The sequence below is a fragment of the Paenibacillus sp. FSL H7-0331 genome (genome assembly GCF_001956045.1).
In genome coordinates this window covers 65,864-92,838 of the sequence record NZ_MRTH01000026.1, presented here as the reverse complement: position 1 = coordinate 92,838, position 26,975 = coordinate 65,864, and the positions used below count along the sequence as shown (strand labels likewise).

Annotated in this window: 17 protein-coding genes; 16 read left to right on the top strand and 1 reads right to left on the bottom strand. The window is 46.3% G+C overall.

Annotated elements, in window-relative coordinates:
- Positions 1 to 12 precede the first annotated feature (12 nt).
- Entirely contained in the window at positions 13 to 3,441 is a 3,429-nt protein-coding gene (locus BK127_RS29025; RefSeq protein ID WP_076235594.1) for an S-layer homology domain-containing protein, read from the top strand.
- 663 nt (positions 3,442 to 4,104) lie between these two features.
- On the top strand, positions 4,105 to 5,295 hold the full coding sequence (locus BK127_RS29020; protein WP_372237383.1) for a class I SAM-dependent methyltransferase: 1,191 nt from the start codon (positions 4,105 to 4,107) through the stop codon (positions 5,293 to 5,295).
- Positions 5,296 to 5,409: 114 nt separating this feature from the next.
- Here the strand turns inward: BK127_RS29020 and BK127_RS29015 are convergent, their stop codons facing one another.
- Positions 5,410 to 6,465, bottom strand: a complete 1,056-nt coding sequence (locus tag BK127_RS29015) for a LacI family DNA-binding transcriptional regulator (RefSeq protein WP_076235593.1) — start codon at positions 6,463 to 6,465, stop codon at positions 5,410 to 5,412.
- A 417-nt stretch (positions 6,466 to 6,882) separates the two neighbouring features.
- Between BK127_RS29015 and BK127_RS29010 the strand changes: the two genes are divergently transcribed.
- The 14 genes from BK127_RS29010 to BK127_RS28945 all read left to right on the top strand — a co-directional run bounded on the left by BK127_RS29010 (position 6,883) and on the right by BK127_RS28945 (position 26,950).
- Positions 6,883 to 8,214, top strand: a complete 1,332-nt coding sequence (locus BK127_RS29010; RefSeq protein ID WP_076235592.1) for an ABC transporter substrate-binding protein — start codon at positions 6,883 to 6,885, stop codon at positions 8,212 to 8,214.
- 125 nt (positions 8,215 to 8,339) lie between these two features.
- Positions 8,340 to 9,245 carry a carbohydrate ABC transporter permease gene (locus BK127_RS29005; RefSeq protein WP_076235615.1) on the top strand — a complete coding sequence of 302 codons (906 nt, stop codon included), beginning with the start codon at positions 8,340 to 8,342 and terminating at the stop codon, positions 9,243 to 9,245.
- Position 9,246: 1 nt separating this feature from the next.
- The gene (locus tag BK127_RS29000) at positions 9,247 to 10,089 is read left to right on the top strand and encodes a carbohydrate ABC transporter permease (protein WP_076235591.1); all 843 of its coding nucleotides are present in this window, start codon (positions 9,247 to 9,249) and stop codon (positions 10,087 to 10,089) included.
- Positions 10,090 to 10,143: 54 nt separating this feature from the next.
- The gene (locus tag BK127_RS28995; protein WP_076235590.1) at positions 10,144 to 11,640 is read left to right on the top strand and encodes a DUF5605 domain-containing protein; all 1,497 of its coding nucleotides are present in this window, start codon (positions 10,144 to 10,146) and stop codon (positions 11,638 to 11,640) included.
- A 3-nt stretch (positions 11,641 to 11,643) separates the two neighbouring features.
- Positions 11,644 to 13,080: an L-fucose/L-arabinose isomerase family protein gene (locus tag BK127_RS28990; protein WP_076235589.1), complete on the top strand. Its 1,437-nt coding sequence runs from the start codon at positions 11,644 to 11,646 to the stop codon at positions 13,078 to 13,080.
- Positions 13,081 to 13,280: 200 nt separating this feature from the next.
- Positions 13,281 to 14,114, top strand: a complete 834-nt coding sequence (locus BK127_RS28985) for a transketolase (RefSeq protein ID WP_076235588.1) — start codon at positions 13,281 to 13,283, stop codon at positions 14,112 to 14,114.
- Positions 14,107 to 15,045 carry a transketolase family protein gene (locus BK127_RS28980; RefSeq protein WP_076235587.1) on the top strand — a complete coding sequence of 313 codons (939 nt, stop codon included), beginning with the start codon at positions 14,107 to 14,109 and terminating at the stop codon, positions 15,043 to 15,045. The genes BK127_RS28985 and BK127_RS28980 overlap by 8 nt, the downstream gene beginning before the upstream one ends.
- 12 nt (positions 15,046 to 15,057) lie before the next feature.
- Complete coding sequence (gene glpK / locus BK127_RS28975; RefSeq protein ID WP_076235586.1) at positions 15,058 to 16,593, top strand: glycerol kinase GlpK; 1,536 nt, start codon at positions 15,058 to 15,060, stop codon at positions 16,591 to 16,593.
- A 42-nt stretch (positions 16,594 to 16,635) separates the two neighbouring features.
- Positions 16,636 to 18,108, top strand: coding sequence for a DUF5605 domain-containing protein (locus BK127_RS28970; RefSeq protein WP_076235585.1), 1,473 nt, complete (start codon positions 16,636 to 16,638; stop codon positions 18,106 to 18,108).
- A 26-nt stretch (positions 18,109 to 18,134) separates the two neighbouring features.
- The gene (locus BK127_RS28965) at positions 18,135 to 19,586 is read left to right on the top strand and encodes a DUF5060 domain-containing protein (RefSeq protein WP_218639048.1); all 1,452 of its coding nucleotides are present in this window, start codon (positions 18,135 to 18,137) and stop codon (positions 19,584 to 19,586) included.
- A 76-nt stretch (positions 19,587 to 19,662) separates the two neighbouring features.
- Entirely contained in the window at positions 19,663 to 20,739 is a 1,077-nt protein-coding gene (locus tag BK127_RS28960) for a lactonase family protein (RefSeq protein ID WP_076235584.1), read from the top strand.
- A gap of 336 nt (positions 20,740 to 21,075) precedes the next feature.
- Positions 21,076 to 22,617 carry an extracellular solute-binding protein gene (locus BK127_RS28955; protein WP_076235583.1) on the top strand — a complete coding sequence of 514 codons (1,542 nt, stop codon included), beginning with the start codon at positions 21,076 to 21,078 and terminating at the stop codon, positions 22,615 to 22,617.
- 173 nt (positions 22,618 to 22,790) lie between these two features.
- Positions 22,791 to 25,106, top strand: a complete 2,316-nt coding sequence (locus BK127_RS28950; protein ID WP_076235582.1) for a helix-turn-helix domain-containing protein — start codon at positions 22,791 to 22,793, stop codon at positions 25,104 to 25,106.
- A 188-nt stretch (positions 25,107 to 25,294) separates the two neighbouring features.
- The gene (locus BK127_RS28945) at positions 25,295 to 26,950 is read left to right on the top strand and encodes a glycoside hydrolase family 43 protein (protein WP_076235581.1); all 1,656 of its coding nucleotides are present in this window, start codon (positions 25,295 to 25,297) and stop codon (positions 26,948 to 26,950) included.
- The last annotated feature ends 25 nt before the right edge of the window (positions 26,951 to 26,975 follow it).

The window sequence follows — 26,975 nt, the reverse complement described above, 5'->3', positions numbered from 1 at the left end:
GAATCCTTATCGATGAACCGGGTACTTTTTCTCAAAATGACTAGGCTCTGTATATGTACAATGGTTTTCATGCTTCTTGTACCCGCATTAACCTTTGCTTCTATTTGGGTACCGAATAATCAGTTTAGCTATGATCCTGTTACGAGTCGAGTTTATGGAACCGTTTATTCAGATCAACCGCAAGTTTCTGTTAGTTTTACTGACAATGATCATTGGCCAAGTGTGAATTTTGGTAATTTCTCGGCCAGCAGGACGGTTTACGGATTAAATCAATTAAAAGTATTTGAATTTAATTTGGATACTGTAGTACAAGGAGTATATGATCCAAGTTACTTTAGTATCTCAGATAATGGTAGATATCTATTGTCTCAGAACGCGAATCTATTTAAGAATTATTTCGGTAACGTAACTTCACAAACTTACTTATACTCTAATCCATCCACGGGTATTTTCAAGGATTTTTCGTTAGATCTTCCAAGTACTACGTATACCGGTCCGAATAATACTCCGAATTTGTTATGGATACATGGATCAGCTGCTTGGGGAAATCCCTTTACTCAGGGTAGTAACAACACCGGTGGGGCGGATTTATCTTCTTGCGATATTACTTCATCGAACCCTGATGTTGCAACTATTAGTAGTAATCTTTATACAAAATATTTAAATGTGTTTGAAGCAGGGAGTGCCACGATAACTGCCGTTTGTGGTGAGTTAACTCGTTCTAAGATCGTAACCATTAATCCCGGATATTATAAGAGTTTCTATACATCATATTTGAGTACGATGAATTCGGGATCTACCTATTATTTTAATGTTGGAATGTATGATGCCAATAATAATTCGTTCGATGTGAAACCATATGCCAAGTACTCCTTAACCAACCCATCAGTACTATCTATTAATCCTGCAACAGGTCAAGTGACAACACGATCTGTTGGATATACAGTGATTACGACGACTTATGGAGGCTTCACAAAACAAGACCCTGTCTATGTAGTTGGTGCGTATGACTCTTCCATTTCCTCACTTTCTTTTTCAAGTGATTCAGTTAATGCGGGAAGTCAAGGGCTTATAGCGGGCACGATGTTCTCTCCAAAAGTTTATGCTAGCTACTATAACTGGAATACAGGTGTAACAACGATCACTGACATAACCAAACAAGCTACTTTTCAATTAGCTGATATGACGATGGGGCAAGTTAATCCAGATCAGTCACTTCTTTTGAAAAAACCAGGTAATACGTCTCTCATCGCATTTTTTGGGGGCCAATACCAAACCATGCCTTTCAAAATTTTGCCTCCAACGTTTTCGATTGCTGCGGATTCTTCTATTTATTCCCTAACAGTAGGAGGTACTCATCAAACTGTAATTAAAGGTGTTTATTCAGATGGAACAGGGATGGATATTACTAACGATTCCACCTACAAGTCTTCGAATATTGGCGTAGCTACAGTAAGCTCTACGGGTAAAGTAACTGCTGTGGGTGTGGGAACTGCTGTGATCAGTGCAACCTATGGAATCTATAGTGCAAGTGCAACGGTTCAGGTTCTGGATGCACCAGATACGCTTCCTCCTACATGGGCTAGCCATCCATTGCTGGCAGTCTCTGATGTTGATCAAACAAGCGCTAAACTAACATGGACCAGTGCTGAAGACAATGTAGGCGTGACTGGTTATACAATCTTCCAGCGTGGTAATCAGGATACGAACATAGCCAGCTTGGGAAACCAATTATCCTATAACCTAACCGGACTTATACCGAATACGAGTTATACCTATTCTCTTAAAGCTGTCGATGCCTCAGGCAATTGGAGTGAGTATGGGTCGAGCTTAACTTTCCAAACGCTCTCGGTGCCTCAGGATTTGGATGCTCCAACATGGCCGAAAGACAGTACATTAACATCAAGTAACATATCCTCCAGAGGGGCCACACTTAGTTGGACGGCGGCAGAGGATCATAACGGAGTCACCAACTATAAATTATTCTCTGTGTCAGGCAGCACCTACGCTGAAATAGGATCTACAAGTAATATGCTGACATACAATCTAACGGGTTTGATGCCTAATTCAACGTATACGTTTACTATAAAAGCTGGCGATGCGTCCGGTAATTGGAGTGAATATGGTCCACGTACGGCAATAACGACTCGAACCGAAGGAAGCAGTGGTGGCGGAGGAGGCGGGGGCGGTTCAGGTGGCGCAAACCAGAAGTTGGCGACTCTAGATACAACTGAAACTGGAAACATTCTAATATCAGATGCTGTGAAGGAAGCGATTTCCAATGGTGTTGTGATCGTTGAACTGGATACTACCAAATTGGCTGCCATCGTTGCTAATGCTTCTTCTAACAGTAAGGTTTATACGATTAAGGTAAGGAATAGCGGGGATATTGTGAAGGTTGAAATAACTCCGGATGCACTAAGTATGTTAACGAAACAAAATCCATTGGCTGTTCTTCAGATCAAAACAGAAGCCGGGGATTATCAGCTTCCGTTAGCGGATGTGGACGTTAATTCCATAGCACAACAGCAAGGTGTTGATGCCAAAGGGGTTAACATTATTGTCGGTATTGAAAAAGTACAAGGTAACAAAGCGGCAGAGCTTACGGCAGCAGCTTCCCAAATGGGAGCACATTTGTTGAGCAGTCCGGTCGAGTTTACTGTCACATTTGTTACAAACGGTAGTCAGGTACAAGAGGTGAGTTCTTTTAACCATTATGTGTCTCGCACCCTGCATCTTGCCCAAGAGCCAAAATCAAAAACCTCGATAGGCGTGTGGTTTAACCCAGAGAGTAAGACTTATATTCCGGTACCCACCTTATTTAAAGGATCTGAAGCGACGCTTTTGAGAAAAGGGAACAGCATATATACCGTTCTTGATCACCAGAGGTCGTTCAGTGACGTCTCAACACATTGGGCGAAGGAGGATATCGAACTTCTTGCTAGTAAACTGATCGTAAAGGGTATCGACGAAAATAGCTTTGCACCAGATAAATCAACTACTCGTGCCGAGTTTGCTGCACTTCTTGTTCGGTCTTTGGCTCTTACTGAAAAGGTTAAAAAGGTATATAAAGATGTGGACCTGACAGAGTGGTACTCAGGTTCTGTGAGCGCCGCGCAAGAGGCTGAATTAATTAACGGCGATGAGTTTGGTAATTTTAAACCGAATGACCTGATTACCCGGGAACAAATGGTTACGATGATCGCTAGAGCTTTAAAATTTGTCGGGAATCGAGAAATTACGGATACGACGGTTCTGAATAAATTTGCGGATCGTACTAATATTTCGGATTGGTCGCAGGAAGCAGTGGCAAGCCTGGTACAAACGGGTATTGTTCAAGGGGTTTCGAACGAATTATTTGCCCCTCAAGATCATGCAACCCGGGCTCAATCCACAACTATGTTAAAACGGATGCTTCAATATTTGCAGTTTATGAACTAAATTGTAAAGGGAATTTCCTCTGTAATATAACTGAATTTGGTCGTAACCTTATTTAGTACATATGGGTTATGGATTAACTGACATCGATAATCTATCGGTGTCAGTTTTTTTAGTTTTCTCTGTTTCTTGGAGGTAAGGCAGCCCCTGTTATAAAACAGCATTCACGCGATTTACTAACTTTAACAAAAAAATGTGCGAAGGGCAGTCGCAAATTTTGGGTAAATACGAATCGAGAGCTAGGAAAAATATTTCTCAAAGGTGGGTGGATAAGCTTTCTGTGGTTATAAATACGTCTTTGAAGTCGTGTTCCCACCGCCCAGTCTTATCCATGGAACACGACTTCAACAACGGCTGCAACCCCATACCCATACCCTCGCCAACGCACAAACGTATGGGTTTAAACAAGGACCTAGCCGCAGGCTGATTTTTTCATGTGGATGCAGCATCAACCAGACTTTCTCAAAGCTTATCGTGGACCTCCTGTTTTCATTTTTAAATTAACCGCGTCTACACCTCCATCAGAAAGGGAATAGTGTCTAGTAGCTTATCCAGTCTCACATCTCACTGCAAACAATAAATTTCATATTTCCATACCTAAATGCAGCTCATTGTTCATATATGTCATTGGATAAAGGGAAGCACGCAGCACTCCACAGTTTTTATATGAATGGAAAGGAAGGACCGAATACGATGCAGAGATATATCATGGATAAATTTTTCGCAGGCATGAGGTCGGTACCGTTTCAAGTTCATTACTGGGATGGTACCTCTACCGCGTATGGAGGAGATGCACCACGATTTGTACTGACTTTTAAGGAAAAGGTTTCGATCAAAGATTTTGTTAAAAATCCCGTCATGTCCTTTGGAGAGGGATATATGGATGGGGTCATTGAAATCGAAGGGAAAATTGAGGATGTAATTCAACTAGCTACCGGTAATCGTGAGCAACTCTGGAGCCGCGCAATGCCTCTCCTATCCAAGCTCACTTCCAAGAGCAAACAAAAGGACGATGTTCAGCATCACTACGATATTAGCAATGAGTTTTATTCGCTCTGGCTGGATGAGACGATGAGCTATTCGTGCGCCTATTTTCGCACCCCAGAAGATACGCTGGAGCAAGCCCAGCTTCAAAAAATAGACCATGTGCTTAAAAAGCTCCAGCTTAAGCCCGGCGAGACGCTTCTGGATATTGGCAGCGGCTGGGGTTGGCTCATCATCCGCGCGGCGAGGCAGTATGGAGTCCAAGCGAAAGGGATTACATTAAGCGAGGAGCAGTACAAAAAAACCTTGGAGCGTATTGCGGAGCAAGGTCTGCAGGATCAAGTGAAGGTTGAGTTAATCGACTACCGTGACTTGGCGGCGAGAGGTGAGCAGTTCGACAAAATCGCCTCTGTGGGCATGTTCGAGCATGTCGGTCAAGCCCATTATCCTACATTCATGCATGCACTTGAGACGCTGCTGAAGGATAAAGGCTTAATGCTGCTGCACACCATCACCCATGCCAAGGAGGAGCCGACAGATCCATGGATTCAAAAATATATTTTCCCTGGGGGCTATATCCCTTCTTTGCGGGAAATTGTAAGCCTGCTTCCTGATTATGATTTCAACACCCTGGATATCGAAAATCTTCGTTTGCATTACGCGATGACCCTGGAGCATTGGGCAACTCGTTATGAGAATTCGCTTGAGGAAGTAAGAAAAATGTTTGATGAGCGGTTTATCCGGATGTGGGATTTGTATCTGCAATCCTGCGCGGCCTTCTTCCGCTCTGGCAACCTGAATATTCACCAGGTGTTGTTTTCCAAAGGCTTTAACAATGATTTATCGCTTACTCGCCAGCATCTATACGATTAGTGCGTGCTTTCAAGCCCACCGCCGGAATGCTTGGTACGCTGTGACGATGGAAGTCATGCTTCATCGAAACGCACCAGGCTTTTTTCCTTACAATCCCCACTGCTATGAACCCGTTCATAGCAGGGCTTCGTCGGTTTCTATAGGGAGTGGACAACACGATTTACGAATCACCAATTGCGTATCGATCAAAGATTTAATCTTTACCATATCTCCATGCTCGATCATATCCACCAGCTTAGAGACAGCCAGCTCCGCAATGGTGCCCTTTTCCACATGAACGGTGGTCAATTCAGGTGTAATGATCGTGGATTCCTGAATGTTGTCGAAGCCGACGATGGATATATCCTGAGGCACCCGAATACCAAGCTCATTCAAGGCTTTAATCACACTGATGGCGATATAATCACATTCGCAAAATAACGCGGTCGGCAGATCATCCTTCAGCTCGGTTATTTTGAACATAAACTCATGCTGTGCAGTGACGACTGTTGGTGATACCTCAAAATAGTGAGCTTTATCAACGGTTAGCTTATACTCCTCCAAAGCCTGCAAAAAACCTCTCTTACGGGAATCAAAATTGTACATCCGCGAATTCGATTGAACATACCCGATTTTTTTATGCCCAAGCTCCAATAAATAACGTCCTGCCTGATAAGCACCCATAACATTATTCATCACGATAAAATTCATATTTAACGTTTCGAGACAAGTGTCGAGTACGACCAAATTCGGCTGTTTTTTGGCGATCAGTTGAATTTGCTCTGGAGTCAGATTGGTACCGAGTAAAATAATTCCGTTCGATTCATGCTCGGTTTCCATCGTTTCCATGGCGTCCTCCAAATGGTCAGTGGTCACGGAGGAGAAGAACAAGGAGTATCCGCGTACACGGCACTGCTCCTCAATATGATGAATCAGCTCCATAAAAAAGGGCTGTTTATAGTACTGCTCCAAGACGATCCCGCTATTGGTGCAAGCGACAAAACGTAGTGTTTTGGTTAAGCTGTAGAACTTGTCGGCCTTGATCATGGACCTTGGCAAATAGCCGCTGTCCTTGACAATTTTCAAAATTCGGGTTCGTGTATCCTCACTAATGCCTGGTTTTCCACTAAGCGCTATCGAAACGGCTGATTTGGATACATTGGCCAGTTTAGCGATGTCCTCCATTTTCATGCTGTACTACACTCCTTCTAAATCACAGATGCATTTACTAAACTATTTTAGTTTACTACGACCTTGTTTATTTAACAAGTTTGAATTTTGCAGTGGTGTTATTCGCTTCGTATATATCATGTTTTGCTTTGATGGAAAATAAATAAGTGCAACATTTACATAGACAAGTTTAGTTATTTTTATAAAAAAGTTTATTTTGTATATTGACTCATTTAGTAGCCGATGTTATGATTCGAGTGAGATTAGCAACTAGAAAATACATCGAATAAGGCCGTATAATGTCTTTATTACCCGAAATTGGCGAAAATTCAGAAACGAAGGAGGTTTTTTGAATAAAAAGATAACGCTTTCATATTTATTATAAATGTGGTGTGGGGATTAAACAAATTTAGTGAAGATATTAGAGGAGGATATACAATGAACGTTAAAAAGAATGCGTCCTTGCTCGTTATGCTGGCCACTATAGCTTCTATGGTTGCTGCATGTACGCCAGGGGGAGGTGGATCTGCACCTGTAGAGACCAAACAGCCAACAGCAGCAGGCGCTACACCAACTCCAAGCAGTGATAAAAATGTTGAGCTGCGTATGATGTGGTGGGGCTCTCAAGCTCGTCATGATGCTACTTTAAAAGTGATTGATTTATTTGAGAAGAAAAATCCGAATATCAAAATAAATGGCGAATACATGGGCAGCGATGGGTATTTTGACAAATTAAATACTCAGGTTGCAGGGGGGAATGCGCCAGACCTGATCCAGCTCGGTAACAACTACCCGGATTATGTGTCCCGCTCAGCGCTTTTGGATATTAATCCTTATATGGGTAAAGAGATCAATGTGGATAACTTCGATAAGGGGAATATTGAATCCGGCGCTATGGATGGTAAGCAGTACGGCGTTATTTTGGGATCCAATGCATTTGGTATTGCTTATAACACGGAGCTGATTAAAAAAGCCGGACTTCAGCCCCCGACAGGCAAGTGGACGTGGGAGGAATTCGGTAAGTATGCGCAAGACTTGACCAAAGCGTTAGGCAAAGGCTATTACGGAGCTGTTGATGAATCGAGATTTCCATTATATCTGAACTATTTTGCCAGACAAACGAATAAAACCTTGTATAAGGATGGAAAGGCTGGTCTGGGCAAGGAAGAGATCGCCAACTGGTTTACGTTATGGGATAACTATCGTAAAGCAGGCAGCACACCTCCGGCCGAAGTCACAGCCGCTTATACAGAAGCACCGGAAAATTCTTCGTTTGTTGAAGGAAAAACGGCGATGCACTTGATCTGGTCCAATCAAATAACAGCGTATCAAAAGCTGATGAAGGACGAAATCAATGTTGTTCTTCCGCCAACAGGAGGATCAGCACAAGGCTTGTGGCTGCAGCCGAGCCAATTTATGACGATTAATGCAAAATCGAAGAATCCGAAGGAAGCGGCGATGTTCATCAGCTTTATGGTTAACGATCCTGAAGCTACGATGATTCTTGGCAGCGAGCGCGGCGTTCCAGGCTCCTCCAAAGCTCGGGATGCTTTAAAAGCGAGCGCAACACCTGTTGATAAAAAGGTTTACGATTATATCGACATCGCCTCCAAAAATTCACGAGTGCCGGACAGAGAAATTCCAAATGGCAAAGAGTTTGAAACGACGCTCATTAATATGAGCCAAAAAGTAGGTTTCGCCAAGGAAACAATCGCCAATGCGGCTCAAGAAGTATTTGCAGCTGCGGAGAAAGCTATTGGGAAAAAGTAAACTAACTTGATGTGAGAATTCGGACTCGGATGAAGATGATCCGGGTTCGTCTCTGACACAGCTTACATTTAAGAGGTGAAACAATGAATCAGGTTACAGTAGCAGATAAGAGTGCTCCCAGCACTATGAGCAGGTATTGGGTGAAGCTTTGGAAGAAAAACAATGTGCCTTATATGTTTTTATTGCCATGGTTTATAGGATTGTTCGCTCTGACGATTGGTCCTATGGTGAATTCCTTCTATTACTCACTAACAAAATTTGATGTGATTTCCCCGCCACAATTTATCGGGTTTGACAATTACAAGACAATGTTCACTGCTGACCCGAGATTTTTTACTTCATTGAAGGTGACATTTACTTATGTGTTTTTGTCTGTGCCATTAAAGCTGGCCTTCGCTCTGATGGTCGCTGCGCTAATGAACAAGGGACTGCGAGGTCTTGGGTTTTACCGTACGCTGTACTATTTGCCCACCTTGCTTGGCGGCAGTGTGGCGATAGCGGTACTGTGGCGCAAAATATTCGGTGGCTCCGGTGTCGTCAATCAATTCCTTCTTCTATTTAATATTCATGCACCGGACTGGGTATCCAATCCATCCTATGCACTGTACTCCATTGTCGCGCTTTCCGTCTGGCAGTTCGGGTCCTCGATGATTATTTTTCTGGCTGGACTGAAGCAAATTCCGCAGGACTATTACGAGGCTTCGCAGATCGATGGAGCAGGCAAAATCAAGCAGTTTTTGCATATCACATTACCTCTGCTCACACCGGTTATCTTTTTTAATTTAGTTATTCAATTGATTGGTTCGTTTCAAGCCTTTACCCAATCCTTTATTATAAGTGGCGGGCTTGGAGGCCCCATGGACTCGACGTTGTTTTACACGCTGTACTTGTATATGAAGGGCTTTGCGTTCTACGAAATGGGCTATGCTTCCGCGATGGCGTGGGTACTGCTCGTTATTATCGGCATTGTAACCGCTATACTATTTGGTTCATCCAAGTATTGGGTGCATTATGCGGACGGGGGGAAATAAGATGGCAGCTACCAACCGAATAAACCGTTACCTGCTCCATGCTGTTATCCTCATCCTGGGTCTGATTATGCTGTATCCGATTCTTTGGTTGATCAGCAGCTCCTTGAAGCCTGCAAATTTGATTTTTACAGATATGAGTCTGTGGCCTAAGGAAATCACTTTTGATAATTACATCAAAGGCTGGGCGGGGATTGCACGTGTAAGCTTTTTAACCTTTTTTACGAATTCCTTTATTATCTCGGCTCTTTGCGTGGCAGGTAACATCTTATCCTGTTCGATGGCGGCGTACTCGTTCGGCAGGCTTGATTTTTCCTGGAAAAAGGTATGGTTCTCGCTCATGCTGGTTACGATTATGCTGCCGCATCATGTGACGATCATTCCTCAATACATTTTGTTCAAAGAGCTGAACTGGATTGATACGTACTATCCATTGACAGTGCCGAAATGGCTGGCTACAGATGCATTTTTTATTTTTCTGATGGTTCAATTTATTCGTGGGCTTCCCAAGGAGCTTGATGAATCAGCAACAATTGATGGCTGCGGACGGACACAGATTTACTGGCGGGTTATTATGCCGCTGGCAGCACCTGCACTGATTACAACAGCGATTTTTACCTTTATCTGGACGTGGGATGATTTCTTTAGTCAATTGCTTTACATCAATACAGCCAAGTTGTACACAATTCCGCTTGGTTTGCGGTTGTTTATGGATTCATCCGGGGAATCTGCCTGGGGCGTGTTGTTTGCGATGTCGGTATTGTCGTTGATTCCAAGCTTGATTATTTTCTTCAGCAGTCAGAAATATTTTGTTGAGGGGATCTCGACCTCGGGGATTAAAGGCTAGATTCGGATCATGAGGTATAGAGATAAAGACTAATTCGTATAGGAGTGATGGGTTATGAAATCGAGTCAGCTTGCTTCATCTACCGTTAAAATCGAATGCTGGAGCTTTATCGAGCTATCCCTGGAGGGTCCGATTGACGGTAACCCCTTTAAGGATGTTCACTTGCAAGCACAGTTTAAGCATAAACAACGGGTCATTGATGTGGATGGCTTTTATGATGGAAATGGTGAGTATAAAATTCGGTTCATGCCGGATACCGAAGGGGAATGGACGTATTCGGTCAGCAGCAGCATAGCGGTGTTGAACGGATCAGCAGGAAGTTTTGTATGCTCGGCAGCCTCTGTCGGAAATCATGGCCCTGTTCATGTTCGTGATACCGACCGGTTCGCCTATGCAGATGGAACCACCTACCGACCTTATGGTACGACCTGCTATGTATGGACACATCAAGAGGAAGCCTTGCAGGAACAAACGCTGCAAAGCTTAAGTCGTTCGCCATTCAATAAAATCCGCATGTGCGTGTTTCCGAAGCGCTACAGCTTCAATACGAACGAGCCCGAGCATTTTCCGTTTGTTGGTTCCAAGACGGATGGATTCGATTGGACCCGCTTTAATCCGCTTTACTTTGCAAGACTGGAACAAAGAATTGGGGAGCTGCAAAGGCTGGGTATCGAAGCGGATTTAATTCTCTTTCATCCCTATGATAATGGGCAGTGGGGCTTTGATCGGATGGATGCTGAAACCGACGAGTTTTACTTGCGTTATGTGATCGCCCGATTGAGCGCATTTCGAAATATTTGGTGGTCACTTGCCAACGAATTTGATTTTATGAAAGAAAAAAAGCTGGACGACTGGGATCGCTTCTTCCGCATCGTGCAGGAGAGTGACCCTTATCAGCACCTGCGTTCGATTCATAACGGAACGAAAATGTATGATCCTACCCATTTGACGATTTACGATCATACAAAGCCTTGGGTTACACATGCCAGTATGCAGTATTGGGAGCTATCGCCAACCACGGCTTGGCGCAAGCTTTACAGAAAGCCGATTGTTGTAGACGAGTGCTGTTACGAGGGGAACCTGCCGCAGCGTTGGGGCAATATTACGGGTGAAGACATGACGGCGCGAATGTGGGATGGATTTATGCGTGGCGGGTATGTGGGGCATGGAGAAACCTTCTTGCATCCCGATGAAATCGTATGGTGGTCCAAAGGAGGCCAGCTCTATGGGGACAGTCCGGCGCGAATTGCTTTCTTAAGGCAAATTTTCGATGCTTCTCCCGAGGGGATTACGCCAATCGAGACCTTCCGCGATGCCCCGACGCTCGGTATTGAGGGAGCGTATTATTTACAATATTTTGGTGTTCACCGACCGGCCTATCGGGAGCTTCCACTGCCCGAAGAGTCATGCTTTCAAATCGAAGTCATAGATACCTGGAATATGACTATAACAGCTTTAAATGGCGTTTACTCAGGTTTGACCCGTGTTAACATGCCTGCAACCCCATACATTGCATTACGGGCTTACCGAGTAGAAAGGGTGGAGAACTAATTCATGAGAACATTCAAGCTGGGTTATGCGCCGACGAGAAGATTTGTGTTCAGCGCGGAGGATGCTTTTAAATATAAAGTCTTGATTCGTCAAAAGATGGAGAGCTTCGGACTTCCAATCGAAATTGTTGATTTGGAGGGTTTGAATAAGGAAGGTTTATTGTATGACGACCTTTATAATGCAGAAGAAATTATTAAGCATTTTCAACATCAGGAAGTAGATGCTGTGTTTTTCCCGCACTGTAATTTCGGAACAGAGGATATGGTCGGTCGTGTAGCCAAAGCGATTGGTAAACCGGTCCTGCTTTGGGGGCCGCGTGATGAAGCGCCGCTTGAGGATGGTATGCGTCTGCGGGATACGCAATGCGGCTTGTTTGCTACAGGTAAAATTTTGCGACGTTTCAATGTGCCATTCACTTATATCACGAACAGTCGGGTTGACGACCCGGTATTTGAACGGGGCTTTCGTAATTTCGTGGCTGCAGCGAACGTAGTCAAGCATTTCCGCAGTATGCGGATTTTGCAAATTGGACCGAGACCGACTTCGTTCTGGACGATGATGTGCAATGAGGGTGAGCTGCTGGAACGCTTCGGGATCGAGATTTATCCGATCACGCTGGAGGATATCAAACGCGCCTCTTTGAAGGCAGCAGCCAAGGATAGTCCTGAATTATTGGAAGCTATTCAATATATCAAAGAGAAACTCGACTATACCGAGGTTGGCGAAGAGGCCGTCCGCAAAATTGCTGCATTAAAGGTTGCCATGAAAAACTATGCGATCCAGTCGAACTCCACCGCAATTGCGATTCAATGCTGGTCGTCGCTGCAGGATGCGATGGGGATCATGCCCTGTTTGGCGAACGCGATTCTAACAGATGAACAAATTCCGGTTACTTGTGAAACGGACATTCATGGAGCGATTACTTCCATTATGGTGCAGGCGGCTTCGATGAATACGGCGCCTACGTTTTTTGCTGATTTGACGATCAGACATCCCGAAAATCCGAACGGCGAGCTATTGTTCCATTGTGGGAACTTCCCGGTCTCGTTGAGTGTGGAAGAGAAGCCGAAGCTGCGTAAGCATTTTTTGTTTGATGATCATTCTCCGGGTACGCATGAAGGGGAAATAAAAGGCGGTGCCATGACGCTGGCGCGGTTTGACGGGGACCATGGGGAATATTCGATTTTTCTCGGCAAAGCCAAAGGGATTCAAGGGCCTTACACTCGGGGCTCCTACGTTTGGGTGGAAGTGAATGATTGGCCGCTATGGGAAGAAAAGCTGGTTAAGGGGCCTTATGTGCATCATGCTGTCGGTATTCATCAGGACGTGATTCCTGTTTTATTCGAGGCCTGTACGTATATTCCAGGTTTGATTGCAGATCCGGTTGATCCGACGGTCAGTGAAATTCAGTCCTGGCTGCGTGGGAACGAGTGGAAGTGACAGGGAAATCCGGTGAATAGATATCGCTGCACGGCCAAATATCCTTACGATCGCTGTTGTTTCCGTATTTTTTGATTATATAAAATATTTAGCGGTAAAAGTACGAAAACAAAGGCGAACGCTGACGCTTCTCCAGGATCATTTGGCCGCTCCGCTAGTTATTCACCGGATTCCCGTATATAAAAAGGAGTGTAGAGAAAATGAACATTCAAGATTTAAAGCGCAAAGCGGTTCAAATTCGCATGGATCTGCTGCAAATGGTATACGACGCGAAGACAGGTCATACAGGGTCATCCTTGTGCAACACGGATATTTTGACCGCGCTTTATTACCATGTGATGAATGTGGATGCGGCTCGGCCCCAATGGGAGGATCGCGATCGTTTTATAGCAAGTAAAGGTCATGCAGTCGAATCATTGTATTGCATACTCGCGGATAAGGGCTTTTTTCCGAAGGAGGAGCTGAAGACCTTTAGCCGTTTTGGCTCGCGGTTAATTGGGCATCCGAATAATAAAGTACCCGGTGTGGAGATGAATACAGGTGCGCTTGGGCATGGCTTATCGATTTCAGTTGGTATGGCCAAGGCAGCCAAGATGGACGGCAAAGCTTATCGCGTCTTTACTTTGATGGGGGACGGGGAGCAGGCCGAAGGCTCAGTCTGGGAAGCAGCGATGGCGGCGGCTCACTACAAGCTGGATAATCTGGTCGGCTTTATCGACCGCAACAAGCTGCAAATCAGCGGCAGTACCGAGGATGTCATGGGGCTTGAGCCGTTGGATGAGAAATGGAGCAGCTTCGGCTGGGATGTTATTCAGGTTAACGGCAACGACATCGCGGAGTTGTGTGAGGTTCTTCATCAAGGACCGCGTGTGGCAGGCAAACCAACGCTCATTATGGCAAATACGATTAAGGGTAAAGGGGTGTCCTTCGCCGAAAATGTACCGCATTGGCATCATCATGTGCCAAGTGATTCCGAGCTAGAGCTCGCTTTGGCTGAATTAACTGAGGAATTGAGGGTGATCGGACATGAATAAAATCGCGAATCGACAAGTGATATGTGAAACCTTATTGGATCGGGCCAGACAGGATCGGGATATCGTGCTGCTTGCCAGCGATTCAAGAGGTTCGGCGTCGATGGCGCCTTTTGTCAAGGAGCTGCCTGAACAATTCGTTGAAACCGGAATCGCCGAGCAAAATATTGTCGGAATCGCTGCGGGTTTGGCTGCCAGCGGTAAGAAGCCATGGGTCACCTCCCCGGCCTGCTTTCTCAGCATGCGTGCCATAGAGCAGGTAAAGGTTGATGTCGCATACTCGGGTACGGACGTTAAGCTTATTGGTATCAGTGGCGGGGTTAGCTATGGAGCACTAGGCATGTCTCATCATTCCCTTCAGGACATCGCGGTGACACGCGCTATTCCCGGCTTAACGATCATTCTGCCTGCTGACCGTCACGAAACCAAGAAAATGACCGAAGCACTTGCCGCCCATAAGGGAGGGGTTTATGTAAGAATCGGACGTAATCCTGTTCAGGATTGCTACGAGTCTGACGATTATCCTTTTGAAATTGGCAAGGCAGTGACACTTCGTGAAGGAACGGATATTACCATTATTGCAGCCGGAGAAACTGTACGTGTTGCACTGGATACATCGGATGCACTTGCCCAGGAGGGCATTAGCTGCCGGGTAATCAACATGCATACGATCAAACCGCTGGATACGGAAGCGATTATTAAGGCCGCTCAGGAAACGGGGCGTATCATTACGGTTGAGGAGCACAGTATATTCGGAGGATTAGGTGCAGCCGTTGCCGAGGTCGTCGTGCAGAACTGCGCAGTTCCGATGAAAATTATTGGCATACCGGATGAACCGGCCATCACGGGCAATACAGCTGAGGTGTTCAACCATTACGGGATACATGTGGACGCCATCCGCACCATTGCTGTCCGTATGGTTAACCGAGTGTGAGGAGCTTGCGCTATGGAGGAGAACGAGACCTCACAGGGTCATCAAGCTTTCAACAAACATTATGATCACACTTATATATTGGCAGTCGATCAAAGTACATCGGGCACCAAAACTTTATTGATTGACAAGTCAGGCAGTATCGTAAGCAAATATGCAATTGAGCATGCCCAGATCTATCCGCAGCCCGGCTGGGTCGAGCATGATCCGATGGAGATTTATCGGAATGTAGTCCATGCGATCAAGGAGATTATCAGTAGAAGTAGGATTTCTACACGGCAAATAGCAGTTATCACGATTACGAATCAACGTGAAACGGCAGTAGTTTGGGATTCGGCAACAGGGCTTCCGGTATATAACGCGATTGTGTGGCAATGCCGCAGAACCGCTGATCTATGCGCAGAATTGAAGGATCAAGGCAACGAGCCTCAGGTTAAAGCCAAAACAGGTCTTGTTCTTGATCCTTATTTCTCAGCCAGCAAATTTCGCTGGATTTGTGATCAAGCAGCCCGGCATCATGGCAATGAGCAAAAAGCGCAGCTGCTCGCGGGTACGATCGACAGTTGGTTGATCTGGAAGTTGACTGGTGGAGCTGTTCACGCAACAGACTACACGAATGCAAGCCGGACCTCATTGTTTAATATTCATACGCTTCAGTGGGATGAGGAATTAATCGAGCTATTCGGTGTAGGAAATCTTAAGCTCCCTCAGGTCAAATCAAGCAATGAGATTTATGGCTATACGGCAGAGCCTGAGCTGTTCGCCGATTCCATTCCGATCTCAGGTGTTATCGGGGATTCACACGCTGCGCTATTCGGGCAGCTGTGTCACCGGCCAGGTATGGCCAAGGCTACCTATGGGACGGGTACCTCGGTGATGATGAATATTGGAGAGAATCCGGTACCACCAGTGAATGGCTTGGTTACGGCAATAGCCTGGGGGATTAATGGCAAGGTGGAATATGCGCTGGAAGGGATCATCCACTGTACAGGTGATTGCATGAAGTGGGTACGCGATCAACTAGGACTGTTTACGGATTATTCGGAGGCAGAGACTCAAGCAGCTGCGCTTGCAGATAATGAGGGCGTATACCTGGTTCCGGCTTTTGTTGGACTTGGAGCACCTTATTGGTTTCCAAATGCCCGAGCCGCTATTGTTGGTCTGAGTCGAAGTAGTGACAAGAGACATATCATCAGAGCGGCGCTGGAAAGTATTGCTTATCAAGTGCGCGATACGATAGCATTAATGGAAGCAGAGTCCGGTGTCCCCATTGTGGAGCTGCGAGTGGACGGAGGCGCCGCCGGAAACCGACTGCTGATGCAGTTTCAGGCGGATATGCTGCAGGCAGATATCGTAAAACCGTCCATTGCAGAGCTGTCTGCTATCGGATCAGCGTTTCTTGGCGGGCTGTGCATCGGCTACTGGAGCAGCATAGAGGAGCTGCATAAATTGGCTCAAACTCCAATCGGGTACGCACATAAGATGGATAAACAAGTGAGTGATGGCTTCCATGAAGGCTGGAAAAAAGCGGTTCAATCTGTTATTTCCTGATCAGGGACATTGACAATGCAAAGGAAGTGAACAAAACAAGATATGGAACCTATCAATCAGGTCGAATGCTGGGGCATCTTTGAGCTTGCCTTGCCTCCTGTGGCGAGTGTGCCCGGAGGAGAGTTTGCAGGAAAGGTTATCTTTTCAAAGGGCAGCCGTGTAAGGGAAGTGGATGCCTTTATCGATAACTCAGGCGGGTATCGGGCTCGTTTTATGCCGGATGAACAGGGTGAATGGCTATATCAAATAAACAGCGACTCTGTGGATTACAAGAATGGGTATGGCAGTGGTCGCCTCTACTGTACTGTGCCTATAGAGGGAAATCACGGTCCTGTTGGCGTTATTAATGATAAGGATTTTTGCTACGCAGACGGTACGCCGTATTATCCGTTCGGTACGACTTGCCTGAACGGGTTTAAGCGTGAGCATATGGAATCGACTTTGGCGTCAATGGCAACCGCTCCATTTAATAAAGTTCGAATTTCCCTGGACAGCAGCCTTGATGATTTCACCGTACTTGAGGAAGTGCTTGTCCGTCTTATGGAACTCGGCGTGCAAGCCGAGTTGTTGCTGGACTGTGGGTCTGGTGAAGCTCAGGTTGCAGCTTTTGTACAGCATGTCGTCATCAGACTAGCGGCATATCGCAATATTTGGTGGTCGCTGCATCTCCATGGAGAACAAGCTTCATTGGAGTTCAACAAGCTGGAGTTTCTTCGTATACTGGAGGAGCACGATCCTTACCATCATCTTATAACGATCCATAGCAGCACTCCGGAAAAGGATTACGGGCATAGGAGCCTGACTCATGTCAGTCTGCAGGGTATGGATCCCAGTCAAGTTGCCTATTATGCCAGATTACACCGTAAGCCCATACTGATGGAAGTGTGCGGCTGTGAAGGAGATGCACCCACGTTATGGGGAAGCTTGCCTGGTCAGGAAATGGTTAACCGAGTCTGGGAAAGTATATGTAGAGGTGGATATGCCGGGCATGGCGAGATGTTTATCCAGCCGAATGGTCACAGTTGGCATTACGATGGCGGCTCCTTGCAGGGATCTGCTGTCCCGAGAATTGCTTTTTTACGCCGTATTCTGGAAGAGGCTCCGCTCGGACTTCGTTATATGCCGGTTTTTTATGATGCAGCAACGATTGGCTGCGAAGGGGAATATTATTTGCAATATTTTGGTATTCACAGATTTCCTTCCAGAGAGCTGCATTTACCTGAGGGTCGCTATAACGTCGAGATCATTGATGTGTGGAATATGACGGTTACGGCTGTAACGGGTATTTGTGAACAACATGTAACAGTGAAGCTGCCTACGCTTCCTTTTCATGCCTTACGCATACGCAGATGGTACCCGCAGGAAGCCAAATCCATCAAGAAATACGATTTATCCTTACTAGGCTCAGGTAGTACAAGCTTCACTACCGATGCACGGAGTTCAGAGATACGCGATGCCGAACAGAATGACAACTATACGACTGATCTTTCCAAGAAGGATCATTCACAGAGGTAAATAGAGGCTAGATCGGAGATGGTGAGATGTTCAGCAAGGATGCAATCGGTATGGCTACCGATACGCTGGAATGCTGGGGACGATTTGAGCGCAGCTTTCATGGACCGGCTGCTGGGAATCCCTTTCAAGAAATCACGTTTCAAGCGGAGTTCAGGCATCATAATCGTGTGGTGAAAACAGAAGGTTTTTACGATGGTGGTGGTATATACAAGCTTCGATTTATGCCTGATGCGGTAGGAGCCTGGAGCTATGTGACATTCAGTAATTGCAAAGAGCTGGACGCTCAATATGGACAATTGCAGGTGTCAGCTCCCATTGGAATTAACCGTGGGTTGGTAAGGGTGAAGGATGCATACAGGTTTACTTATAGCGATGGTACGCCGTACCTGCCTTTTGGCACGACGCTGTATCATTGGTTTCATCACGGGGATGAGGAGCAGGAGCAGACAACCTTGGCCACACTCGCTGCGTCACCTTTTAATAAGGTTCGGATGTGCATACTGCCAACAGGAGAGATGAAGCCTTCGATGCTTGCTTTTGCCGGTAACAGGGAGCAAGGGGTTGATATACAGCAGTTTAACCCGGATTTTTTTACGCATATGGAAAAAAGGCTCGATGATTTGCAGCAGTTCGGCATTGAGGCTGATATAATTTTGTTCCATCCGTACGACCAAGGTGTATGGGGCTTTGAGCAGCTGGAGCCAGAGGTAGAAGAAGCTTATCTGCGGTATGTGATAGCCCGGCTCTCTTCATATCGCAATGTATGGTGGTCGATTGCCAACGAGTTTGATTTTAATATACATAAATCCATGAATGATTGGGATCGGTTATTGCAAACCGTGCAGCGTTTGGACCCCTACGGTCATTTGCGCTCCATCCACAATGGAACCAAGATGTACGATTATGAAAGGACAGCCTTTTATGATTACACCAAGCCTTGGATAACACATCAAAGTATTCAGCATTGGGATACTTCATGGACAACAAGCTGGCTGGATAGGTGCGACAAACCGGTCGTTATCGATGAATGCTGTTATGAAGGCGATTCGATTCGCAGATGGGGAAATATCTCGGGTGAAGAGCTGCTGCGGAGAATTTGGGAAAGTCAGATCCGGGGCGGGTACGCGTCGCATGGCGAAGCTTACGAAGGTCAAGGGGGCGGTACCTGGATTTCCCGCGGCGGTACGCTGGTGGGAGAGAGTCCGAAACGTATCCAGTTTTTACGCGAATTGATGGAAGCGGGTCAAGCAGACTTGTGGGAACTGGAGAGTGAACGCACCTGCTTCTGGATTTATTTGGGGCTTAGCCGTCCCGGCTATTGGGAACTACAGCTTCCTGAGCATCGGGTCTTCCACATCGATCTTATTGATACTTGGGAAATGCAGGTGGAGAGGCTTCCTCAGACGTATTGCGGAACCTGCAAGGTTACACTGCCAGGTAAATCGTACTTAGCACTGCGGATTACTGCTGTTTCGTAAAGCGTGAAGAGGACTTGCAGGCAATTTTAGGGTACAATAGGGAGGGAAAATTTAACCGAGAAATGGAGTGGTTCTTTTGGAAAGCTCGAGCTATGTGATTTATTTGGGTTCCTATACGGGAAAGGAATTACCTGGCATTTTTGCGTACCGGTTTGACGAGGATACGGAGCAGCTAACTTTTATTGAATCCGTTGACGGCCTGAAGGACCCGACCTTCATTAAGATCAGTGAAAAGCATAAGATGCTCTATTCCTTTACGCAGGCTTATGAAGGGCAGCCAACATCCGTCATTTATGCTTATCGGATTGACGAGACTACCGGCAAACTGACATTGGCGGGAAGTCAGGAAGGGACAGACAAATCGGCAACCCATATCAATACGGATCTTGGCGAGCAGTTTCTGATGACAGTCAGCTATGGAGAAGGCAATGTTTCCTTGTTCAAGCTGCAGGGTGATGGGAATATTGGCGAGCTCTGCGGAAGCATGCATCATAATGGTGGGAGCGGCGTTGTTGCCGATCGTCAAGGCTCCGCTCATCCGCATTCGATTTATCCGGACCCATCGGATCAATTCGTCATTGTACCCGATCTCGGACTCGATAAAATTATGGTATATCGACTGGATCGACAAGAGGCTAAATTGGTGCTTCACGATGAGGTTGCTGTCAGCCCGGGGGCAGGCCCGCGCCATTTTGCCTTTCATCCGACCGGCAACTTTGCTTATGTCATTGAAGAGCTTAGCTCCACAATCACAGTGTTCTCCTATGAGCGTCTGATCGGCAAGCTGCTTCCGCTTCAAACCGTGAACACACTGCCTGAAGGTTTTGTGGGAACCAGCTCTACAGCTGAGGTTCAAATTTCTCCTTGTGGCCGTTATCTATATGGCTCGAATCGTGGGCATGACAGCATCGTTGTGTTCGCCATCGACCCGCTTAACGGTAAGCTGAGCTTGCTTCAGCATACGTCCACCTTGGGCAAGCATCCTCGTCATTTCAGCCTGACGCCAAGCGGACGATTCCTGATCGCAGCTAATAAAGACTCGGATTCGGTATACTGGTTCAAGGTGGACCCCGACAGTGGTAAGCTGACGCCAACCGGACAACAAATTACAATGCCTCAACCAACCTGCGTACGTTTCTATAAGCTTCCCTAGTTCAATGAAGCTGCTCAGGATACATGGATGATTTTACATAAGAGCTGGTCTTCCTTATTCATAAGGAGATCGGCTTTTTGTCATTTTAGAGCGCTTCACCCGACTGGTTTCTGCCTTATCCGGATGTACAGCGATGCTCATTAGATTTGTTTTTATACCCGTAAACCCTTGATATTGCTGGGAATAGCTGTGGATTGCAACAAGTTAAATAAAGAGGATTGTCTGTAATGGGGCATGGCGATATACTCGGCTTACATGAAGCAGCAACCAGCAGTTTCATCCAATTATCAGATGGGCATATTTGCAAAACTTAGTAGGAAAAGGGGTAATGGTTTAATGAACAGGACACCTAGGCAATGGTTTGCAGCAGTCGGGACGATTACAATGGCGATGGGGGTATTAGCTGGCTGTGGAGGAGATCAACCGGCCAGTAAGACAACAGAAGGAGCTAAACCTGCTGATACAAAAGTGGCAGATGCCAAACCGGTAGAAGTATCGATCGTGATGCCGCAGGTTGGAGACATTCCAGCCAAGGGTAATACCATTGAACAAGCGATTGAGAAATATACCAATACCAAATTAAGTATTCAGTGGGTACCCAACTCGACATACGACGAGAAGATCAATGTGATGATCGCGTCAAATGAAATGCCCAAAATTATGAAGGTCAATTATGTTCCTACTATTATCAGCACCGTCCAGGGCGATCAATTCTGGGAAATTGGAGCTTATCTGAAAGACTACAAAAACCTGGCTGCACAAAATCCACAGTACTACGAAAATATTAAGGTGGATGGCAAGCTTTACGGAATTCCCAATTATCGGGAGATTGGCCGTCCGGCTGTTATTTACCGCAAAGATCTGATGGGTGCTATGGGCTTAAAATTACCAAAGACATTGGATGATTGGTACAATGTTGTGAAAACGCTAACATTAGACGATCCCGATAAAAATGGCAAAAATGATACGTATGGAATCATGCTGGACAAAAAATATAATGATGGTGTAAACTCAGTCCTGACCAGGATGGCTGTAAGCCAAGGCGGGGTCAACAAGTGGGGTGTAGACAGCAGCGGGAAATTCACACCTGAATTTATCACACCGCAATTTGTTGATACGTTGAAGCTGTTCAGAAAGCTGTATACAGAAAAATTGATCAACCAGGACTTCCCGGCTTTGGATGCTACCGAGATGGATAAGCAGTTTGAATCTGGACGTGCCGTTATCAAAATCAATGGCGTGGCTACCAACGCAGCGAATATTCAGGACCGGATTGTCAAAGTAGTGAGCACAGCCCAAATGGATATTACGCCATGGGAAGGGCCGGCAGGTCCGAGAGTTTCTGGTCAGTCCGGCAATAACGGATTCCTCGCATTCCCTAAAGCAACTGTAAAAAATGAAACCGAAGTCAGACAACTCTTATCATTCCTGGATAAATTATTGGATAAGGATATGTCTCTCTTACAAAAGCGTGGTATTGAGGGCGTTCACCACAAGAAGGCTGCGGATGGCTATGTCGAATGGACTGATCTCACGCTCTTCAACCGTGAGGTAAAACCTTACCGTGATAATCTGATCAACTTTGAAACCTATAACGTACCCCCACTCAAGGATACGGAACTCGCTATGAAGGGGTATAAAATGGAGCCAGAAGGTCTTAAATACGCGATTGCCAATCCGGCATTAACGTTAACGTCTCAAACCTATTCAGATCGAGGCAAAGAGCTCGATACCCAAATTGCAGATGCACAGACCAAATACATTGTAGGTAAGATTGACGATGCAGGCTGGGCTGATGAGGTTGCCAAATGGCGTAAAGCGGGTGGTGACAACCTGATTAAGGAATATGAAGCGGCTTATGCCAAAAACAAGAAATAATGCTGTATTCGATCACAGGAACCATATAACGGGTTAGCCTAAGTAAACTGTCTGTTACAAGGAATGAGCTAAAAAAACCTTGCCATTGGTAAGGTTTTTTGGCTCATTCTTAAACATGTTATATGGTATATGCTATAATTATGGTTACCACGAACTAGAGAGGAGATCGACCGATGCCCAAATTTTTGCTGCGGCTGCTTGGCTTCAGTTTCATACTCGCAGCAATTCCTGTCATCTCGATCGGTCTGATTTCTTACTATATTGCTTCAGGCGATATTGAGGAAAAAGTCAAGGAAGGCAATATGCAGGTGCTTTTGCAAACACAAATGCGCGTAGAGCAGGTTTTGAAAACGCTGGAGTTTACTTCCCTGCAATATTTAAATTCTCCGCTAGTTATGGAATCGATGAACAAGGACCTGAGTGTAGACGACTTTTCTGAAATTCGGGATTTATCCAAGGGTCTATATAATTTGCAAACGTTTACCGGCATACGTGAAGCTTATCTGGTCAATTTGCAAAAGGATTGGTTGGTCAGTTTCTCCATTTTTCGCCAATTCAGCACATTTACAGACCACGTGCGGATGGCTTCGTACGCCCAGTACCCTAACAGCTTATTCTGGATGACAGGCAATCTTGTGAACAACGAAGCCCAGACCAACTTGACAGAGGCAACCTCCGAGGGAGCAACCAGTGGTTCCAAGGTTATCAGGATGATCTATAAGATTCCTATTCCAACGAAGGGACAGCCCAAGGGACTGTTGATTGTGGAAATTGCCAACAGTGAACTCAAGGAGCTGCTATCCTCCAATGCCAAGCTGGGAGAAGTTTTCCTGGTGAATCGCGACGGATACGACTTTCTGGCCGAAGGCAATACGTCTGACAGCAACCGTGCAATTCATGCCTTGGTAGCTGAGCGGATCATCCAGACCCAGGAGGAGTCCGGTTTCTTTAATGCGGATGTGAATGGTGAGGCTCTTGGTGTTACGTTCCGGTCCTCGCCTTATAATGGCTGGCTGTATGTATCTGCTGTCTCGATCAAGGAAATTACCCAGCAATCACGGAAAATCGCCTGGATCACGTTTATCGTGTGCTCGATCATTTTTGTGCTGGTCGCTCTGTTTGCTTTGTATGGAAGCAGGAGGATGTATTCACCGATTAAGCGGCTGTTTGAGTTCACGAAGGGGATCGAAGTCGAAGACCAGGATAACAAAGATGAGTTGGTGTCGATCGAGAAAAGATTCAGCACCCTGTTCAGCACGGAGAGAAGGCTGCAGCAGCAGGTTATCGGGCAATTCAGCCAACTGAAGGAATTTTTTATGTTGAAGCTGTTTGCGGGTCAGCTGTCTGACAGTGACTTCGCCTATCGTTCACAAACTTTCGGGTATCCTGCCCATTGGAAGCGGCTCGGTGTATTGGCGGTGCAGATTGATTCCTTGCAGGAAACGCGTTATCGGGAGCACGATAAGGACCTTCTGCTGTTCGCTATTAATAATATCGTAGGCGAAATCATCTCCAGGGAGGAGCGATTCAGTCCGATCTTGCTGGATCAATCGCAGGTTACGCTGCTGCTCAGTTCTTACGAGCATGAGGCACAGCTGAAGCAGCAGTTTTATGATATCGCAGAGCAGATTAAAGCCAAGGTGCATGAATTTCTGCAGCTCCCCGTCAGTATCGGGATTAGTCGGCCTTTTGAACGGGTGACGCAATCGGTGCTGGCTTATGGAGAATGTCTGGAGGCATTGAAGTGCCGAATGAGCTTGGGACAAGAGATCATTATCCATTATGAGGATATCGATGCCGGCAAGAAAATGATGGAGGTCACGGTGTATACGCAGCTGAAGCTGATGGAGGACCAGCTGGGCAACGCTTTGAAGGCCGGTGATCAGGCAGCCGTGGATATGATTTTTGATAAATATATCGCGGCGATTGTCGAGAAAGGGATTCATTTCAATGAATACCCGGTACTGATGATGCAGCTTATTGCCAAAGTGTTTCATTTGGTGCAGGAGCAGGGTGGCTCGGTTAAACATGTGCTCGGTAAAAAGGCGACGATCGAGCATTTTCTTAAGCTGACTACACTGGAGTCGATCATTAAGTGGTTTAAGGCGGAACTGTTTGAGCCAATTATCAGCTTCTCCAATCAGCAGGCCGAATCGCAATACATGAATATTGCCAATCAGATGATCAAGCTGGTTCATGAACGCTACGATCAGGAGATTTCGTTGGAGGCTTGTGCGTCTATTTTGAATTTCCATCCTGTATATTTGAGTCGTGTATTTAAAAAGGAAATGAAGGTCAATTTCAGTGAATACCTGGCTGAGTACCGGATGAACATAGCCAAGACCTGGCTGGAAAACACATCATGGAAGGTTTCTGAAATAGCCGAGAGATTGAATTATACGAACACGACGGCATTTATTCGTACCTTCCGCAAGATTGTAGATATGACCCCGGGACAGTATCGGGATCAATACAACAAGGATTTGTGAGGTTCTCTCCATGGAGGGGCGAGTTATTCGCTCCATATATAGGGGTTACAACCGGACTGACCTGCAGTCCGGTTCTTCGCTGTGGCTCGGTAATAAATTAATTCGATGCGGAAGGAATTAATACGCGAAGGTCGAATATTTAATTGCTTTATGTACACGTGTTCATTAATGAATGAAAGGTGATAGCTATGAATAATACCAATAAGCAGCGTTTTTCTAATCCTGTTCTTCGAGGAGACCATCCTGATCCATCGGTGATCCGAGTCGGCTCCGACTACTACATGGCCACTTCAACTTTCCAGTATTTCCCATCAACCCTGATTCATCATTCGCGGGATCTGGTGCATTGGAAGCCCATAGGCCATGTGATTACACGCCGCAGCCAGCTTGACTTCATGGATATACCTGACTCTCATGGCGCATTCGCACCGGATATCTCGTATTACGCCGGGAAGTATTGGGTTGTAATTCCCTATTTTCACGGCCAGCCTCGCTGCACCAATATCGTATATACGGCTGACCGTCCGGAAGGTCCATACAGTGACGGTGTGGTGCTTAACCATCACTTCATCGACCCCTCGATCTTTAACGACGATGATGGTAAACGTTATCTGGCTTTTGGTGGAGGCTGGGTACACGAGCTGGCGCAGGATGGATCAAGGTTGATTGGAGAGGCCAGGCAAGTTTGGTCCGGCACAGGCGGAAGCACCCCCGAGGCTCCGCATATCGTGAAGCGAAACGGATGGTATTACCTGCTGCTGGCGGAAGGCGGAACCGCATTCGGACATATGGAAACGCTTGCTCGCAGCCGGTCGGTATGGGGACCCTATGAGGCGAGTCCGTCCAACCCGATTCTATCCCAGCAGGACCCAACCAAACCTCTGCAAAAGGCCGGGCATGGCAAGCTGGTAGAGGACCCCGATGGTAACTGGTGGATGGTCCACCTTGGTGGACGTCCGTTAACACCGAATGGTGCTACACCACTGGGGCGCGAAACATTTCTGGAGCCTGCACGCTGGACAGATGATGATTGGCTGGAGGTTGGTAACGAGGGTGCGCCATTGGAATGGATTGAGATGTCCCAGAAGGCTGCATTGACTGCTGCAATCTCCCAAGAATTCACTGATGACCCCGTAGACAGATTCGAGGGCAAAGAGCTGTCACCGGTATGGGAGTGGGTACGGCATCCACTGGAGAACAAATTTAGACTCACTGCTGCTGGACTGGAAATGGACTGTGCTGCGTATCCCCTGTATGTACCGGGCTCGACACTGCTGCTGACACGCCGTTGGGAGCATTTTGGATTTGAGGCAGAAGCGTGTCTCTCTTTCGCACCACAGTCCCTCGGTGAAGAGGCGGGACTTCTTCTGTACCGGGATATGGATGGCATGCTGCTGGCGAGTATTCGCAATGGAATCGGCCAAACCTCCGGGCAAAAGTTTGATGTTTCCCGCTCGCATGAAAAGCAGGAGCACGAGGGACTGTATTTGCAAATTGACCGTTCCGAGAAATGCTTCCGTACGACCTTATACCAGGTCCGGCTGGAGCTTCCGGTGGGTGCGGATATTTGGCTAAAGACCCGACTTGAGAGCACGAACGACCAGCTGTCTTTTTCATATTCGATCGATGGCATTCATTATGAGGGGATTGATCTTTCGGTACCTGCTGCCTTTTTATACCCTGAAAACTATGCGAGATATAAGTGCTACACCGCGCCCCGCGTCGGCATCTATGCAATGGGTGTCAAGTATCAGCCGGAAGGCAAGGTACTGTTCAAAAGCTTTAGCTATCGAGGTGTGGATGCAGCGAAAGCAAGCAGCGTCTTGGAAGAGAGCCTGGAATAGAATTCATTCATAAGGCTCAGTAAAT